A 16387-nucleotide genomic window follows, 5' to 3' on the forward strand; every position below is an offset into this window, starting at 1 on the left:
CGGGGCACGCCGCCTACGCCACCTCCTGCTCGGCCCCGCGGACGAGCGGCTCCTGGAGTTCCGTCACCCACTCGTCGCGCTCGGCCGGGCACTCCAGGTTGATCTCCCGCGGGTATCCCGCGGAGCGCTCACCGTGGGCGTCGATCCAGCGGGCGAGGTTCTGCACGGAGGGCAGCACGCCCTCCATCGCGCCGCGGTGCACGAGCGTCGCCGCGCGCTCCACGGGCGGCAGGTCGAGGATGTGCAGGCCGTCTTCCTCGCGGGGCTCGGCGGACACCTCGACGCCCGCGTGGACGACGATGCCGCCGCCGGGCGCGTCCTCGTAGCGGGCGATGCCGGGGCCGGTCGGTCGGATGCCGGCCGCGTCGAGCCGGCGGAACAGCTCGTCGTACAGGGGCTGGATCACCGCGCTGATGCTGGGCGGTTCGAAGTCGGGTGCCACGGCGGTGAGTTCGGCCACGCACAGCCGCGGCAGGTTCTTGACGACGACGTCCTCGGTGGGCATGTGTCCCTCGCTCTCGATGGACCGGAGCCGCGCCTCCACCTGGGTCAGCCGTGCCGCGGCCGCCGCCATCTCCGCCTCCAGGTCGGCGCGGCGCAGCCGCAGCATGGCGCGCAGTTCCCCGGCGTCGACCTTCTCGTCGAGGATCGCCCCGACCTGTTGGAGGGTGAGGCCGAGGTCCTTGAGCGCGATGATGCGGTTGAGCCGGGCGAGCTGGGCGGCGGTGTAGTGGCGGTAGCCGGTGGCCGGGTCGACCCGGGCCGGGCGCAGCAGCCCCAGTGCGTCGTAGTGGCGCAACATGCGGACCGATACGCGGCCGTGGCGGGCGAAGTCTCCGATGCTGAACATGATGGCTCCACTCCACCGGCTCACACGGTGTCAGGGTCAAGGCGTGGTGAGTGCCGCCGGTCGTGTGCTCAGGGCCTGCTCCACCAGACCGTGCAGTCGGCGGGCAGTTCGATCGTGTCGTCCTCGACGGTGACCGGGCTGGAGGCGAGCAGCACGGTGCCGGGTGCGGTGATGCGGACCGCGGCGCCGGTGGTGTTGACGGTGCAGGCGAAGGCGGGGCGCTCGAAGTGCAGCACTCCGGCGGGTACGCCCTGGTGCCAGGTGACGCTGTCGCCCGCCCCCAGTCCGGCCTGCTCGCGTCGCACAGACAGCGCACTCCGGTACAGCTCCAGCGTGGAACCCTCCTGACCGGTCTGCGCCTCGACACTCAGCTCGCCCCAGCTGTCGGGCTGCGGCAGCCAGCTGCCACCCTCACCGAACCCGTACGAGGGACCGGTCCGCGTCCACGGGATCGGCACCCGGCACCCGTCCCGGAACCCGTCCTGGCCCTGTGCCCGGAAGAAGGACGGGTCCTGACGCACCTCGTCGGGCAGGTCGGTGACGTCCGGCAGCCCCAGCTCCTCCCCCTGGTAGATGTACGCGGACCCCGGCAGCGCCAGCATCAGCAGCGTGGCCGCCCGCGCCCGCCGCAACCCCAGCTCCCGATCACCCGCCGTGCGGATCTGCGTACCCAGACCCGGCGGGTTGGCGTACCGCGTCGCGTGCCGGGTCACGTCGTGGTTCGACAGGACCCACGTGGTGGGAGCGCCGACGGGCCGCATCGCGTCGAGGGAGCGGTCGATGGCGGTACGGAGTTCGTCCGCGTCCCAAGCCGTGCTCAGATACTGGAAGTTGAAGGCCTGGTGGAGTTCGTCGGGCCTGACGTAGTTCGCCGTGCGCTCCACCGTCGGCGTCCACGCCTCCGCTACGAAGATCCGCTCCCCGTCGTACTCGTCCAGGACCGTCCGCCACGAACGGTAGATCTCATGCACACCGTCTTGGTCGAAGAACGGCATGACATCGTTGCCCAGCAACTTCAACTGATCGCCGCCGCCCAGATCGGGCAGCCCCTCCGCCTTCACCAGGCCGTGCGCCACGTCGATCCGGAACCCATCCACCCCCATGTCGAGCCAGAACCTGAGGATCGACCGGAACTCGTCCGCGACCGCCGGGTGCTCCCAGTTCAGATCCGGCTGCTCCGGCGCGAACAGATGCAGATACCACTCCCCGTCCGCCAACCGCGTCCACGCCGGACCACCGAAGATCGACTCCCAGTCGTTCGGCGGCAGTTCACCGCTCTCGCCCTTGCCCGGACGGAAGTGATAGCGGTCCCGCAACGGCGACCCCGGACCCTCCGCCACCGCCCGCCTGAACCACTCGTGCTGGTCCGACGAATGGTTCGGCACCAGATCCACGATGATCCGCAGCCCCAGCCCGTGCGCGTCACGGATCACCGCATCAGCATCCAGCAACGTCCCGTACATCGGATCCACCGCCCGGTAGTCCGCGACGTCGTAGCCACCGTCCGCCTGCGGCGAGGCGTAGAACGGCGACAGCCACACCGCGTCCACCCCCAACTCCTTCAGGTACGGCAACCGGCGCCGGATCCCCTCCAGATCACCCGTGCCATCGGCGTCACTGTCGGCGAAACTGCGCGGATACACCTGGTAGATGACCGCGTCCCGCCACCAGCCGACGGCCTCGCGGGTCGAGGTGACGGACGGCAGAGACACGGACGACGGGTCCGTGGAGTGCTGATTCATCCGGACAACGTAGAAGACGACGGTCGCCGAAGGGCGGTGAACGCGCGGGCGCACCGGGTAGCCGACGTGTCGTGCCGGACGGCCGGCGGGCGTCATGCGACCACTGGCCCGCCACGACGGACGCCCATCGGCCCCCTGACCGCCGACGGGACCGAGAACTGACCCATTGGTACAGTCGGCCATGATCGACCCGATCTGACGGTTCGCCCGAAGGAGCTCACCCCCGATGGCCGTGGACCAGCTCGACACCCGTATTCTGCGGCTCCTCCTGGAGCAGCCGCGCACCAGTGTCCGCGAGTACGCCCGGATCCTCGGGGTGGCCCGCGGCACCCTCCAGGCCCGGCTCGACCGGCTGGAGCGGGACGGTGTGATCACGGGCGCGGCCCCGGCCCTCTCCCCCGCCGCGCTCGGCCACCCCGTGCTCGCCTTCGTGCACATCGAGGTGACACAGGGCCACCTGGCCGATGTCGCCGACGGCCTGGCAGGCGTCCCGGAGATCATCGAGGCGCACTCGATCACCGGCGGAGGCGACCTCCTGGCCCGGGTCGCGGCCCGGGACGCCGCCCACCTGGAGGACGTCGTGCAGCAGCTCAACCGGCTGCCCGGCGTGGTGCGCACCCGCACCGAGGTGGCCCTGCGCGAGCGGGTCCCGCACCGGCTGCTGCCGCTGGTCGAGGCGGTCGGCAGGGCGGCGGCAGCGGACCGCAAGTGATCGCTCGGGACCGCCTTCCTGCATGCTGGAAGGCATGAACGACCTCATCCGCCCCCTCGGTGGCACCGCCGTCGTCTTCGACCTCGACGGCACGCTCGTCGACAGCGAGCCCAACTACTACCGGGCGACCCTCGGCACCCTGGCCCGTCACGGCATCACCGACTACACGTGGGCGGACAACGAGGCGTACGTCGGCATCTCCACCCTGGAGACGATCGGCCTGTGGAAGCGGCGGTACGGCATCGGGACGCCCGCGTCCGAGATGCTCGACGACCTGAACGCCCGCTATCTCGACCTCGCCCGCGCCGACACCCATGTCTTCCCGCAGATGCGGCTGTTCGTGGAGCGGCTGCACGCGGCCGGCGTGCCGATGATCGTGGCGTCGGGATCGTCGCCCGAGGCCATCGAGGCGATCCTCACCGGCACCGGCCTCGGCGCACAGCTGTCGCACTACGTCTCGGCGGACGAGGTGCCGCACGGCAAGCCCGCGCCCGACGTGTTCCTGGAAGCGGCCCGCCGCCTCGGCGTGGCACCCGCCCGGTGCGTGGTCCTGGAGGACGCGGCGCCGGGCGCCCGCGCCGCGCACGCGGCAGGAATGCGCTGCATCGCGCTGCCGTACGTGGCGGCGCAGGCCGGCGATCCGGCGTTCACCGCGGCGGACCTGCTGTTCAAGGGCGGCCAGGAGGAATTCACGGCGCGGGCCGCGTACGACTGGCTCGAGCGGTCAGCTCCGTCTTCCTGATCTTTCCGGTGGGGGTGAGCGGCAGCTCGCCGACGACCTCGACGACGGCCGGGACCTTGTACGTGGCCATGGTCGCGGCCGCCCACTCCCGCAGTTCGTCGCCGGTGAGCGGGGAGCCGGCAGCGGTGCGCACGAACGCGTAGGGCCGCTCCCCGCTCGTGGTGTCGGGCACGGCGACGACCGCGGCGGCCACCACGTCGGGGTGGTGCGCGAGCAGCGTCTCGACCTCGGTGGGGAAGACGCTCATCCCTTTCACCTTGATCATGTCCTTGTCGCGGCCGAGGTAGTGCAGGGCGCCCTCCTCGTCGAGGACGCCGATGTCCCCGGTGTGCAGCCAGCCGTCGCGCAGTGCGCTCGCGGTGGCCTCGGGCGCGTTCCAGTAGCGGGTGAGCACGGACGGGCCGCGCACCACGATCTCGCCGCGTTCGCCGAGCGGCAGCGGGGTGCCGGTGGCGAAGTCGACGACCATGAAGTCCGTGCCGGGGACGGGCAGTCCGCAGAAGACGGGGTCGCTCAGCAGGTCGTGGTCGCCGTCCTGGAAGCCGAGGGTGTTGGTGTCGCTGGTGTGGGTCTCCGTCATGCCGTACGAGGCCTCGCGCAGGATGCTGCGCGGACCGACGGCCGCCTTCCAGCGGGCGCGCAGCGCCGGGGTGAGCTTGCGGATGAAGGAGACGGTGAGCGGGGCGGTGAGGGTGGACAGGTCGCGGCGGGCGAGGTCGGGGTGGTCCAGGAGTTCCAGGTAGTTCTCGACGGTGCCGGCCATGGTGCTCGCGCCGTGCGTCTCGATGGCGCGCAGCACCTCGGCCGCGTCCCAGCGGGTGAGCAGGATGCTGGTGCCGCCGGAGACGAGCGGGGCGAGGATGCCGAGGTTCTCGCCCGCGATCCAGAAGACGGGCAGGTAGCAGACGGAGACGATGCCGCGCCCCCGCTCGGCGGCGTCGGGCATGCGGCCGTTGTCGATGGCGGTGGCCGTGTAGACCATGTGCCGCTGGGTGTGCTCGCAGCCCTTGGGCAGGCCGGTGGTGCCTCCGGTGTAGTTCAGGGCGGCGAGTGCGTCGAGGTCGTCGGCGACCGGCTCGTGGCGCGGGTGGGCCGTCGCGGCGGACCAGTCGGCGTCGGCGAGCACGGTCCGTACGGGCGTCTCGTGCCGCACCTCGTCGAGGACCGGCAGCAGCGCGTCCCGCGTGACGATCACCTCGGGGCCCGCGTCGCGGAGTTCGTGGCGCAGTTCGGCCGCGCGGAACATCGGGTTCACCGGCACGTGCACGGCGCCGAGCACGGCGAGCAGGGCGACGACGAACCGCGCGCCGTTGGGCAGGAAGACGCCGACGCGGTCACCCGGGCGTACTCCGTGCGCGGCCAGCCAGCCCGCCAACCGGGCGGCCCGGTCGTCGAGTTCGCGGTAGGTGAGCGTCTCCTCGGCGGTGACGAGCGCGGGCCGCCCGGGCCGGAGTCCGGCCCAGCGCGCGACATGGGCGGGCAGGGTCAGCTCGCCCGCGGGATGGGCGGTGGCGGAGGGCTGGCGGCCCTGCCGTGCCGTCGCCTGCCGGGTCCTGAGGTCGTCGAGGTACGCGTCGATCGGTATGCCGGTGGACAAGGTGCGGCTCCCTGCTGTCGTTCGCTACTGCCGGTCTGGGGCCCCGATGCCGAGGAGGTGCCGGTACATGGTGGTGACGTCGCGGACCGCCGCGTCGTACGAGGCCGGGCGCGCCGCCACCGTGCGGGCGAACTCCACGCTCATGCCGCCGACGGCCCGGGAGAGGGTGAGCGGGTCGACGACGGGGTGGGCCCGCCCCTCGGCCGCGACCCGGCGCACATAGCGGGCGGCGCGGCGCACCGGCCGCTCCCGGATCTCCTCCCACAGCGCGCGCACCTCGTCGTCGGTGCGGGCCTGCTGCTCCAGGAGGACGAGCAGGGGCAGGTGGTGGGCATAGGCGGCGATGAACGCGGCCGTCGACGCCTCGGCGACCGCCGCCACGTCGTCGGTGTCGACGCCCGGCACGTCCTGAGCTGCGAGGAAGGCGTCCCGCACCCGCCGCGCGAGCACCCGGAACACCTCGTCCTTCGACGCGAAGTACACGTAGAACCCGGCCCGCGACACCTCGGCCTCGGCGGTGATGTCGGCGATGGTCGCGGGCCCGTACCCGAGCCGCCCGAACACCGACTCCGCCGCGTCGAGAAGCCGGCCGCGGGCCGGTGCGTCCGTGCGGTCGCGGGCGGTGCGGGTCGCCCATTCCTGCGCTGTCTGACGTTTGCGTGCTGCCACAGCGCCAGAGTATTGACGTTGACGTCAGTGTCAATGAGCATGACGGAACCCGTCCACGCCGCTTCTTCTCGGAGGGTCCCATGGGGTCTGCCGCTGTACTCGTCGCCAACCGGGGCGAGATCGCCGTCCGGGTGCTGCGCGCCGCCGCCGATCTCGGGCTGCGCGCGGTCGCCGTGCACGAGCCGGGGGACGACACCCATGTGCGGCGTGCGGACGAGGTGGTGGCGCTGCCCGCGGGCGGCTATCTGGACGCGGCGGGGCTGGTGGCGGCGGCCCGCGGGTCGGGCTGCGGATTCCTGCATCCGGGGTACGGGTTCCTGAGCGAGTCGGCGGAGCTCGCGCGGCGGTGCGCGGCCGCGGGCATCGTGTTCGTCGGTCCGTCGCCGGAGGCGCTGGAGTTGTTCGGGGACAAGGCGCGGGCCCGGGCGCTCGCCGTCGGCGCCGGGGTGCCGGTCCTTCCGGGCACCGACGGCGCCGCGACCCCGGATCAGGTGCGGGCCCTTCTCGCGGACGGGCCGGTGATGGTGAAGGCGGTGGGCGGTGGCGGCGGTCGCGGGATGCGGGTCGTGCGGACCGCCGACGAGCTGCCCGATGCGTGGGAGCGCTGCCGTTCGGAGGCTCAACAGGGCTTCGGGCGGGACGAGTTGTACGCGGAGCGGCTGTGGGAGGGGGCCCGCCACATCGAGGTGCAGATCGTGGCGGACGGCGCGGGCTCGGTGGGGCATCTGTGGGAGCGGGACTGCAGCGCGCAGCGCCGCCATCAGAAGCTGGTCGAGGTCGCTCCGGCGCCCGCGCTCGATCCGGCGGTGCGGGACCGGCTCCTCGACGCCGCGCTCCGGCTCGCCCGCGCCGCCCGCTACCAGGGGCTCGGCACCGTCGAATTCCTCGTCAAGGGCGAGGAGTTCGTGTTCATGGAGGCCAATCCGCGGCTCCAGGTGGAGCACACGGTGACGGAGGAGGTGACGGGGGTCGATCTCGTCGCGGCGCAGTTGCGCATCGCCGCGGGCGACACTCTCGCCGATCTCGGACTCGACGTACCGCCGCCGGTGCGCGGATGCGCGGTGCAGGTGCGGGTGAACGCCGAGGTGGCCGACGCGGACGGCTCGGTGCGCGCGTCGGCCGGCCGGATCACCCGCTTCGACGTGCCGACGGGCCCGGGGATCCGCGTCGACACGGCCGCGCGCACCGGCACGGAGCTCGGGACGCGCTACGACTCGCTGCTCGCGAAGGTGGTCGCGCACGCGCCGCGGGGCGGTTTCGCGGCGGCCTGCGCACGGGCCGGGCGGGCCCTCGACGACTTCGCGGTGGACGGCGTACGGACGTCGATCCCCGTGCTGGCCGCCCTTCTCGAGCATCCCGGGTTCACCGCGGGCGGCATCGACACGGGCTTCGTCCAGCGCCGTCTGCCCGAGCTGGTGCCGGCCGGCGCGCTGCCGGACACGGCCGCCGCGGAGCCGGGCTCGACCACGGCGCCGATGAGCGGCACGGTCACCTCCGTCGAGGTGGAGCCGGGCCGTCCCGTCGCGTCCGGCGCGGTGTTGCTGGTCCTGGAAGCGATGAAGATGGAGCACGTCGTGCGCGCGGAGCGGTCCGGTGTCGTCCGGGCCGTGCGGGCGGGGGTCGGGGACACCGTCGTGGAGGGCACCGAGCTGGTGCTCCTCGACGTCACGGAGGACGGACCCGAGGAGCGGGAGGCGGCGGCGGACCTCGATCCCGACGCGATCCGGTCCGACCTCGCGCAGGCGCGGGCCCGGCACGCGTTCGGGCTCGACGAGAACCGGCCCGAGGCCGTCACCAAGCGGCACGCGGCCGGGCGGCGCACCGCCCGGGAGAACATCGAGGAGCTGTGCGATCCGGGCTCGTTCACCGAGTTCGGGGCGCTCGCCGTGGCGGCCCAGCGGCGGCGCCGCCCGCTGGAGGAGCTGATCCGGACGACGCCCGCCGACGGCATGGTCACCGGCACCGCCCGGATCGGCGGCGCGGCCGCGGTCGTCATGTCGTACGACTACACGGTGCTCGCCGGGACGCAAGGGCACAACAACCACCGCAAGACCGACCGGATGCTGCAGCTCGCCGAGGAGCGCGGGCTGCCCGTCGTGCTGTTCGCGGAGGGCGGCGGCGGGCGGCCCGGTGACACCGACACCACCGTCGTGGCGGGTCTGAACGTGCCGACGTTCCAGCGGATGGCGCGGCTCAGCGGCCGGGTGCCGCTGATCGGCATCGCGTCGGGCCGCTGCTTCGCGGGCAACGCGGCGCTGCTCGGCTGCTGCGACGTGGTGATCGCGACGCCGGAGGCGAACATCGGCATGGGCGGCCCGGCGATGATCGAGGGCGGCGGGCTCGGGGTGTACCGGCCGGAGGAGATCGGGCCGCTGTCGGTGCAGGTGCCGAACGGCGTGGTGGACCTGCCGGTCGCCGACGAGGCAGAGGCCGTCCGCGCGGCCCGCGCCTGTCTCGCGTACTTCCAGGGCGGTGCGCTCGGCGACTGGGAGACACCGGACCAGCGCATGTTGCGGCACGCCGTGCCCGAGAACCGGCGGCGCGCCTATGACGTCCGGGCCGCGATCGACGGACTCGCCGACACGGGATCCGTCATCGAGCTGCGGCGCGGCTTCGGCGCCGGGATCATCACGGCGCTGGTGCGGATCGAGGGCCGGCCGCTCGGGCTGATCGCCAACAACCCGTCCCACCTGGGCGGGGCGATCGACCGGGACGCCGCCGACAAGGCCGCCCGGTTCCTGCGCCAGTGCGAGGCGTCCGGGCTGCCGGTGGTCTCGCTGTGCGACACCCCGGGATTCATGGTCGGGCCGGACGCCGAACGCACGGCGACGGTACGGCAGTTCGCGGAGCTGTTCGTCGCGGGCGCGCGGCTGACGGTGCCGCTGGTCTGCCTCGTGCTGCGCAAGGCGTACGGGCTCGGCGCGATGGCCATGATGGGCGGCTCGACCCAGGCGCCGCTGGCCACGGCGGCGTGGCCGAGCGGGGAGTTCGGCGGGATGGGCCTGGAGGGCGCGGTGCGGCTCGGCTACCGGCGAGAGCTGGCGGCCATCGCCGATCCGGCCGAACGGGAGCGGGCCTTCGAGGCGCGCGTCGCCGAGCTGTACGAGCACGGCAAGGCGGTCAACGCGGCCGCGGCACTGGAGATCGACGCCGTCATCGACCCGGAACGGTCCCGGAGTTGGATCCTTTCCGCCCTCGACACCTGAGCACCCCGGATATCATCTGCGCCGGAAGAGGGGGGCTTCGACGATCATGCGAATCAGTGTGGTGGATGTCGGATCGAACACGGTGCGGCTGGCGATCGCGGACGCCAGGGACGGGGCTCCGCTCCCGGTCCACACGGCCAAACGGCAGCTGCGGCTGTCCGAGGAGGTCGACGGTGACCGCCGCCTCAGGCCGCGCGCCGTGCGGCGGATCGTGGACGCGGTCGCGGAGTCGTGCGCGGAGGCCGAACGGTGGGGCAGCGACGAGCCGTTCGTGTTCGCCACGGCCATCGTCCGCGACGCGCCCAACCGCGACGAGGTCCTGGACGCCGTGCAGCAGGGTGCCGGGGTACGTGTCCGGGTGCTGCCCGGCGAGGTGGAGGCCGAGCTGACGTTCCTCGCGGCGCGGCGGTGGATGGGCTGGCGGGCCGGTCCGCTCGGGGTGCTCGACATCGGGGGCGGTTCGCTCGAAGTCGCCTTCGGCAGGGGCCGGTTGCCGGACTTCGCGGTGTCGCTGCCGCTCGGGGCGCGACGGCTGACCCGTGAGCATCTGCACGACGCCGAGGTGCCCGGCGAGGAGGAGTTGCGGGCTCTGCGGCGGCATGTGCGGCATCAGCTCAGGGATGTCGCGGCCCGGATCCGCTGGGAGGGGCCCATCACGGCGGCCGCCACGTCGCGGACGTTCACTCAGCTGGCCCGTCTGTGCGGGGCCCCTCCGGGGAGGCACGGGCCCTTCGTGCGGCGGGAGTTGCATCGGGTCGCCCTGCGGGGGGCGGTGACGGAGCTCGCCGCCTTGCCCGTGGCGCGGCGGGCCGAGTTGCCCGGCATCTCGGCGCCCCGGGCCGCTCAGGCGCTGGCCGGGGCGCTGGTGGGGCACACCGCGATGAAGCTCATGGGAATCCACCGGCTCACGATCTGCCCCTGGGCCATTCGGGAGGGAATTCTGTTGCGGCGGATCGAAGGGGACAGCGCCTGGTGGGCCGACCCCGGCACGCCTTCCGCTCCGCGGGTCCTCCGGGTGGCCGGCCGACGCTGACGACACCGTCTCCGCGCGGCCCGGTGGGGGCTGGTCGCGCAGTTCCCCGCGCCCCTGAAGGCATGCGCTGCGCGCAGCCTTCCCCTGAGCGAGCGGAGCTCGCTTCAGGGGCGCGGGGAACTGCGCGAGAAGCGGCCACCGGCCCGCGGGCGAACGACAGCCCCGTCACCGGCCGCGCTCAACCCACCTCGCGCACAATCGCGATGGCCCGGCCCAGGGTGTCGAGGCGGGCGGCCAGCGTGTCACCCGCCGGATACAGCCGCACGGTGTCCACCCCCGCCTCCCGCCACACCTTCAACCGAGCCCGCACCATGTCCTCGGTACCGATGAGCGTCGTGGCGAGCACCATCTCATCGGTGACCAGGGAGGCGGCCCCGTCCCGGTCACCGGCCAGCCACCGCTCCCGCACACCCGCCGCGACCTCGCCCCACCCCTGCCTGCTGTAGGCCTGGTTGTAGAAGTTGGTCGAGGCGGAGCCCATGCCGCCGAGGCTGAAGGCGAGTTCCTTCTTGCGGCTCGCGACGACGGCCCGCAGCGACTCCTCGTCCTCGGCGAAGTTCACCTCGGCGCCCTGGCAGATGTCGAGGTCGGAGCGGGTGCGCCCCGCGTCGGCCAGCCCGGCGTCGAGGTGGTCGAAATAGGCCTCCTTGGCGCCTTCGGGAACGAAACTCGTCCCGAGCCAGCCGTCCGCCACCTCCCCGGTCAGTCGCAGCATCTTCGGCGACAACGTGGCGAGATAGATGGGCAGTTCGTGCTCGGCCCGCATCGACAGCCGCATCGGCCGGGAGTCACCGCCGGGCAGCGGCAGGGTGAACTCCCGCCCGTCGTAGGCGATCTTCCCGCCGCTCGCCGCCAGCCGCACGATCTCGACGGTCTCCCGCATGCGGGTCAGCGGCCGCGCGAACGGCACCCCGTGCAGCCCCTCGATCACCTGCGGCCCCGACGGGCCGAGGCCGAGCAGGAAGCGGCCCTCCGAGATGTTCGACAGGGTGATCGCCGCCCGCGCGATGGCCGCCGGGGTGCGGGTGGCGAGCTGGATGATGCCGGAGCCGAGCAGCATGCGCTCGGTGCGGGCAGCCAAGTAGCCCAGCGGGGAAGGAGCTTCGGAGCCCCACGCCTCGGCGACCCAGCAGATGTCCATGCCGAGCTTCTCGGCCTCGGTCACGAAGTCGACCGTCTCGCGCCAGTTCCCGCCGGACGCCTCGATCGTGGTGGAGGTGCGCATCAGTGGGTCCCGGCCCCTTCGGCGAGGGACTTCAGCCCGTCGAGCGTGGCTCCCATGGCGCGCTCCAACTCGTTGAGCCGCACGTGGACGATCTTCTGCTCCTTGTCGGGCATCCGGTCGATGGCGTACGAGAGTCCGGAGCGGCCTGGACCGAGCTGGACCCACTGGGTGAGCCCGGTGGATCCGTCGTCGTGGGTGTCGAGCGTGAACCGCCAGACGGCGCTGGGCCGTTCGGGGTCGGAGACGGCCCAGGCGAACACCCGGCAGGGCGCGCACTCGACGACGTACGACGTGGTCTCCCAGTCGCCGAAGGACGGGTGCCGGTTGCGGCCGACGAACCGGGCGCCGACCTCGGGTCCGCTCGCCTCCGGCATCCATGCGGCGGCCTGCAGCTCGTCGCTCAGGCGCGGCATCAGGCCGATGTCCGTGACCAGCTCCCACACCCGCTCGGGCGGTGCCGCGATCCCGCGCCGCACCTCGACGGTCGGGGTGTCCGCGTAGCGCGCACCCGTCCACTCCATGGTGACCACCTCTCTGTGTTCCCAGGACGACAGCCCTCAGGGGAAGGCCCTGACCACGAGAGTTTCGTAGATGGACTGACTACGTCAAGAGGGACAGGCACCTCGGCGGGGTGTGTTCAGCGGGTGAAGCGGGCCGCGATGTCGGGGCGCCGGGCGAGTCGCTCCGGGTAGCCGGGGCCCATGCGCGGGCGGGTGTCGGCGGCCGTCATCGGCTCGCCGCAGCCGCCGCACACCACCGCGGCCTCCGCGACCCGCCCGCAGCGCTCGTGCTCGAAGACGACGGGCGCCCCCTCCTCGCCGGACAGCCAGCGGTTGCCCCACGCGTTCATAGCGGCGAGGACACCGAAGAAGTCGCGGCCCTTGTCGGTGAGGACGTAGTCGTGGCGGACCGGCGCCGTCTCGTAGGCGCGCTTCTCCATCAGGCCCTCGTCGACCAGGCGGCGCAGGCGCTCGGCGAGGGTGGTGCGGGCGATGCCGAGTTCCTGCTGGAAGACGTCGAAGCGCGTGATCCCGTAGAACGCCTCGCGCAGCACGAGCGGCGTCCACCAGTCGCCCAGGAGGTCCATGGTGCGGGCGATGGAGCAGGGCCAGTCGGCAAAGGAAGTGCGCCTCATGCGGCCAGGATACGGACGGTTCGCCGAGTCGGTCCTTGTTCAAGACTCAGGAGGCGGTGCGGGACGTGACGTTCGCCATGAAGCGCGCCGGGTCATTGTGGAGCGCTGAACGAACTGATCAGCTGGCAGTCCGCGCCGCACACGTTCTGGAGGCCCTGTTGTTCACGTCCGTGGACGATGTCACCGCCCGTCTGGCCGAGACCGGCTATCTGGCCTCCCCCGCGGTGGCGACCACCGTCTTCCTCGCAGCGAAACTGGGCAAGCCGCTCCTCGTGGAGGGCCCGGCCGGCGTCGGCAAGACCGAGCTGGCCAAGGCGGTCGCCGCGATCAGCGACGCGCGCCTGATCCGGCTCCAGTGCTACGAGGGCGTCGACGAGTCCCGCGCCCTGTACGAGTGGAACCACGCCAAGCAGTTGCTGCGGATCACCGCCGGGCGCGACGAGACCTGGGACCGGACGCGCACCGACATCTTCAGCGAGGAGTTCCTGCTGTCGCGCCCGCTGCTGACGGCGATCCGCGGCGACGACGCCAAGGTCCTGCTCATCGACGAGATGGACAAGGCGGACGTCGAGGTCGAGGGGCTGCTCCTCGAAGTGCTCTCCGACTTCCAGGTGACGGTGCCGGAGCTGGGCACGATCGAGGCGACGCGCCGCCCGTTCGTCGTCCTCACCTCGAACGCGTCGCGCGAGCTGTCCGAGGCGCTGCGGCGCCGGTGCCTGTTCCTGCACATCGGGTTCCCCGAGGAGGAGCTGGAGCGGCGGATCGTCGCGCTGAAGGTGCCCGAGCTGGACGCGGTGCTCGCCGAGTCGCTGGTGCGGGTCGTGGGGGCGCTGCGCGCGATGGATCTGCGCAAGGTGCCGTCGGTGGCGGAGACGGTCGACTGGGCGCGCACCCTGCTGGCGCTCGGCGCGGACCGGCTCGACGAGGAGGTCGTACGGGCCTCGCTCGGCGTCGTCCTCAAGCACCAGGAGGACGTGCAGACGGCCGCGGCGAAGCTCGATCTGGACGCCGTGTGAGCACCGCGGACCGCGTCACCTCCCTGGTCCGGGCGCTGCGCGCGCACGGGATGCGGATCGGCACCGGCGAGAGCGTGGACGCCGCGCGCGCCGTCGCCGCCCTCGGCCTCACCGACCGTGAGCACGTGCGCGAGGGGCTGGCCGCGGCGCTGCTGCACGACCAGGGGCAGCGCGCCGTCTTCGACCCGGTCTTCGACCTGTACTTCCCGCGCACGGTCGGGGCGCCGGACCGGCCGGCGGAGCCCGCCGACCGCGACGACCTGCGCGCCCGGCTCGCGGACGCGCTGGCCGCGAACGACCGGGCCGCGCTGGACGCCCTCGCGGCGGAGGCGGTGGACGGCTTCGGGGGCTACGACGGCGGCTCGGGCTTCTCCTCGCAGCAGGCGCTGGACCGGCTGCGCCCGCAGACGCTGCTCGCGCAGATCATGGCGGGGATCCGGGCGGGCGGCGGGCAGGCGGGGGCGTTCACCGACCGCATCGAGGCCGACGAGATCCGGCGCCGCATCGAGGAGTTCCGCGCCCGGGTGCGCGACGAGGCGCGGCGCCGGGTCGCCGAGGTCCGCGACCGGGACGAGGTCGCGCGCCGGATGCCCGTGCAGACCCCGGACCGCACGGTGTTCCTGTACGCGGGCAAGGAGCAGCTCGCCGAGCTGCGCAGGACCGTGCACCCGCTGGCCCGCAAGCTGGCCACCCGGCTCGCGGCCCGCAGGCGGCGCGCGTCCCGCGGCCGCATCGACCTGCGGCGCACGCTGCGCGGGTCGCTGTCGACCGGTGGTGTGCCCATGAACCCGGTGCTGCGCCGACGGCGTCCGGCGCGTCCCGAACTCGTGCTGCTGTGCGACGTGTCCGGTTCGGTCGCGGGGTTCGCGAACTTCACGATGCTGCTGGTGCAGGCGCTGCACGACCAGTTCAGCAAGGTCCGGGTGTTCGCCTTCGTCAACCGCATGGACGAGGTGACCGGGCTCATCGCGGACGGCGCCGCCGACCCGGAGGGGCTGAGCGGGCGGATCACCGCGGAGGCGACGCTGACCGGCTGGCACGGCAGCAGCGACTACGGCACGGCGCTCGGCGAGTTCGTGGAGCGCTACGGCGCCGCGGTCGGCCCGCGCACCTCCGTGTTCGTCCTCGGCGACGCCCGCAACAACCAGCAGGACCCGAATCTGCCGGCGCTGCGCCGGATCGTCCGCGCCGCCCGCCGCACCTACTGGCTCAACCCGGAGTCGCGCGCCCAGTGGGACACCGGGGACTCGGCGGCCGGGGTGTACGGCGACGTCGTCGAGATGTACGAGTGCCGCAACGCACGCCAGTTGAGCGCCCTGGTGGGCCGGCTGCTGCCGGTCTAGCGGGCGCCGCTCACAGCGGGCGCGCCGGCCAGTCGAGCAGCCGGGCCCCGATCACCGCGGTCTGGAGCGTGTAGCGGGAGACGGGGTCGGTGGCGTCGGCGCCGGTCAGTTTGTGGATGCGGGCCAGCCGGTAGGTGAGCGCGCGCACGCTCAGCTTCAGGCGGCGGGCCGCCTCGGCGGCGACGCAGCCGGAGTCGAAGTAGGCGGTGAGGGTGTCGATGAGCGGCTGGGCTCCCCCGCGGGCGCTCTGCAGCGGCCCGAGCGTGGACCGCACGAGGTCCGCCATCGCCTGCCGGTCACGCGTGAGCACCGGATAGACGAGCAGGTCGGCGGAGCGCAGCACCGGGTCGTCGAACTCCAGGCGCTCGGCGAGTTCGAGGGTGCTGAGGGCCTCCTCGTAGGACTGGACGACGCCGCCGGGTCCCGGCTGGGGGCGGCCGATGGCGACGTGGCCGCCGTCGGTGGCGGCGTAGGCCTGCTTGGCGAAGAAGCTGAGGATCTCGTCCTGGTCGCCGGGGGCGACGCAGACAAGGCGGCCGTCCTTGGTGGTGAGCAGGATGTCCCGGTCGCCGAACCGGCTGATCATCGCCTGTTCCACGCCGCGGGCCACGGCGTCGCCCTCGTCGTAGGCGAACTCGCCCTCGGCCACCGCGACCGCGTGCTCGTAGGCGAGCCGGAGTCCGAACCGTTCGGCGCGCTCGGCGAGTTGGCCCATGTCGCTGCGGCCGTAGAGCAGGTCGTCGATGAACTCGCGGCGGGCCGCCTCCTCCTGACGCATGGCCTGGCGCTGGGCGCGCTCGTAGCCCTCGGCGAAGGCGTCGACGGCCTGCTCGACGGCGAGCATCACGCTGGCCGGGGCGACCGCGCCGGGGGGCCAGCCGACGCGCGCGCCCCCGAGGTGCGCGGCGACCAGGGCGCGCAGCCCGTATCCGGCGTCGGCGGCCTGTTCGCCGAGCGCGCGGCGCCGGTCGAGTTCGTCGCGGGTGAGACGGCGGCCGGTGGCGGAGGCGTCGGCGAGCAGCGCCGCGTACCCGTCCAGGAAGTGGTCGGGTATGTCGTGATCGGCCATGGGCGCCCTCGCTGTCGTGCTGTGTCGGCTCCGTCTCATTAACGCATC

14 protein-coding genes are annotated in these 16387 nt (G+C 73.0%); 6 read left to right on the forward strand and 8 right to left on the reverse strand.

The genetic code is table 11. From position 1 onward, the window contains the following. Positions 1-13 precede the first annotated feature (13 nt). Both ABT127_RS12470 and ABT127_RS12475 read right to left on the reverse strand, forming a co-directional pair. Positions 14-850 carry a MerR family transcriptional regulator gene (locus ABT127_RS12470; RefSeq protein ID WP_351447788.1) on the reverse strand — a complete coding sequence of 279 codons (837 nt, stop codon included), beginning with the start codon at positions 848-850 and terminating at the stop codon, positions 14-16. A 68-nt stretch (positions 851-918) separates the two neighbouring features. Continuing rightward, entirely contained in the window at positions 919-2592 is a 1674-nt protein-coding gene (locus tag ABT127_RS12475) for a glycoside hydrolase family 13 protein (RefSeq protein ID WP_351447791.1), read from the reverse strand. A gap of 226 nt (positions 2593-2818) precedes the next feature. Between ABT127_RS12475 and ABT127_RS12480 the strand changes: the two genes are divergently transcribed. Continuing rightward, positions 2819-3304: an Lrp/AsnC family transcriptional regulator gene (locus ABT127_RS12480; protein WP_351447794.1), complete on the forward strand. Its 486-nt coding sequence runs from the start codon at positions 2819-2821 to the stop codon at positions 3302-3304. Positions 3305-3338: 34 nt separating this feature from the next. Then, on the forward strand, positions 3339-4046 hold the full coding sequence (locus tag ABT127_RS12485; RefSeq protein WP_351447797.1) for an HAD family hydrolase: 708 nt from the start codon (positions 3339-3341) through the stop codon (positions 4044-4046). On the opposite strand, the gene ABT127_RS12490 is transcribed toward ABT127_RS12485, so the two are convergent. Then, positions 3994-5643, reverse strand: a complete 1650-nt coding sequence (locus ABT127_RS12490) for an AMP-binding protein (protein WP_351447800.1) — start codon at positions 5641-5643, stop codon at positions 3994-3996. The two genes, ABT127_RS12485 and ABT127_RS12490, sit on opposite strands and share 53 nt — an antisense overlap. Before the next feature lie 24 nt (positions 5644-5667). Next, positions 5668-6312 carry a TetR/AcrR family transcriptional regulator gene (locus ABT127_RS12495; RefSeq protein ID WP_351447803.1) on the reverse strand — a complete coding sequence of 215 codons (645 nt, stop codon included), beginning with the start codon at positions 6310-6312 and terminating at the stop codon, positions 5668-5670. 80 nt (positions 6313-6392) lie between these two features. Between ABT127_RS12495 and ABT127_RS12500 the strand changes: the two genes are divergently transcribed. Then, positions 6393-9518: an acetyl-CoA carboxylase family protein gene (locus ABT127_RS12500; RefSeq protein WP_351447806.1), complete on the forward strand. Its 3126-nt coding sequence runs from the start codon at positions 6393-6395 to the stop codon at positions 9516-9518. A 46-nt stretch (positions 9519-9564) separates the two neighbouring features. After that, positions 9565-10551 (forward strand): Ppx/GppA family phosphatase, encoded by a 987-nt coding sequence (locus ABT127_RS12505; RefSeq protein ID WP_351447809.1) that lies wholly within the window; start codon positions 9565-9567, stop codon positions 10549-10551. A 178-nt stretch (positions 10552-10729) separates the two neighbouring features. On the opposite strand, the gene ABT127_RS12510 is transcribed toward ABT127_RS12505, so the two are convergent. The 3 genes from ABT127_RS12510 to ABT127_RS12520 form a co-directional block, all read right to left on the reverse strand. Continuing rightward, on the reverse strand, positions 10730-11776 hold the full coding sequence (locus ABT127_RS12510; RefSeq protein ID WP_351447811.1) for an LLM class flavin-dependent oxidoreductase: 1047 nt from the start codon (positions 11774-11776) through the stop codon (positions 10730-10732). Further along, positions 11776-12297 carry an SRPBCC family protein gene (locus ABT127_RS12515; protein WP_351447813.1) on the reverse strand — a complete coding sequence of 174 codons (522 nt, stop codon included), beginning with the start codon at positions 12295-12297 and terminating at the stop codon, positions 11776-11778. Before ABT127_RS12515 ends, ABT127_RS12510 begins: the two co-directional genes overlap by 1 nt. Positions 12298-12413: 116 nt before the next feature. Beyond that, entirely contained in the window at positions 12414-12911 is a 498-nt protein-coding gene (locus tag ABT127_RS12520) for a winged helix-turn-helix transcriptional regulator (protein WP_351447815.1), read from the reverse strand. Positions 12912-13069: 158 nt separating this feature from the next. Here ABT127_RS12520 and ABT127_RS12525 point away from each other — a divergent pair, with 158 nt between their 5' ends. Together ABT127_RS12525 and ABT127_RS12530 are read left to right on the forward strand one after the other, a co-directional pair. Further along, positions 13070-13927, forward strand: a complete 858-nt coding sequence (locus tag ABT127_RS12525) for an AAA family ATPase (RefSeq protein WP_351447818.1) — start codon at positions 13070-13072, stop codon at positions 13925-13927. Next, positions 13924-15270 carry a vWA domain-containing protein gene (locus tag ABT127_RS12530; protein WP_502971689.1) on the forward strand — a complete coding sequence of 449 codons (1347 nt, stop codon included), beginning with the start codon at positions 13924-13926 and terminating at the stop codon, positions 15268-15270. Before ABT127_RS12525 ends, ABT127_RS12530 begins: the two co-directional genes overlap by 4 nt. Before the next feature lie 10 nt (positions 15271-15280). On the opposite strand, the gene ABT127_RS12535 is transcribed toward ABT127_RS12530, so the two are convergent. After that, positions 15281-16339 (reverse strand): PucR family transcriptional regulator, encoded by a 1059-nt coding sequence (locus ABT127_RS12535; protein WP_351447820.1) that lies wholly within the window; start codon positions 16337-16339, stop codon positions 15281-15283. Positions 16340-16387 lie beyond the last annotated feature (48 nt).

The organism is Streptomyces sp. NPDC001904 (genome assembly GCF_040297005.1).
Taxonomy (GTDB): domain Bacteria; phylum Actinomycetota; class Actinomycetes; order Streptomycetales; family Streptomycetaceae; genus Streptomyces.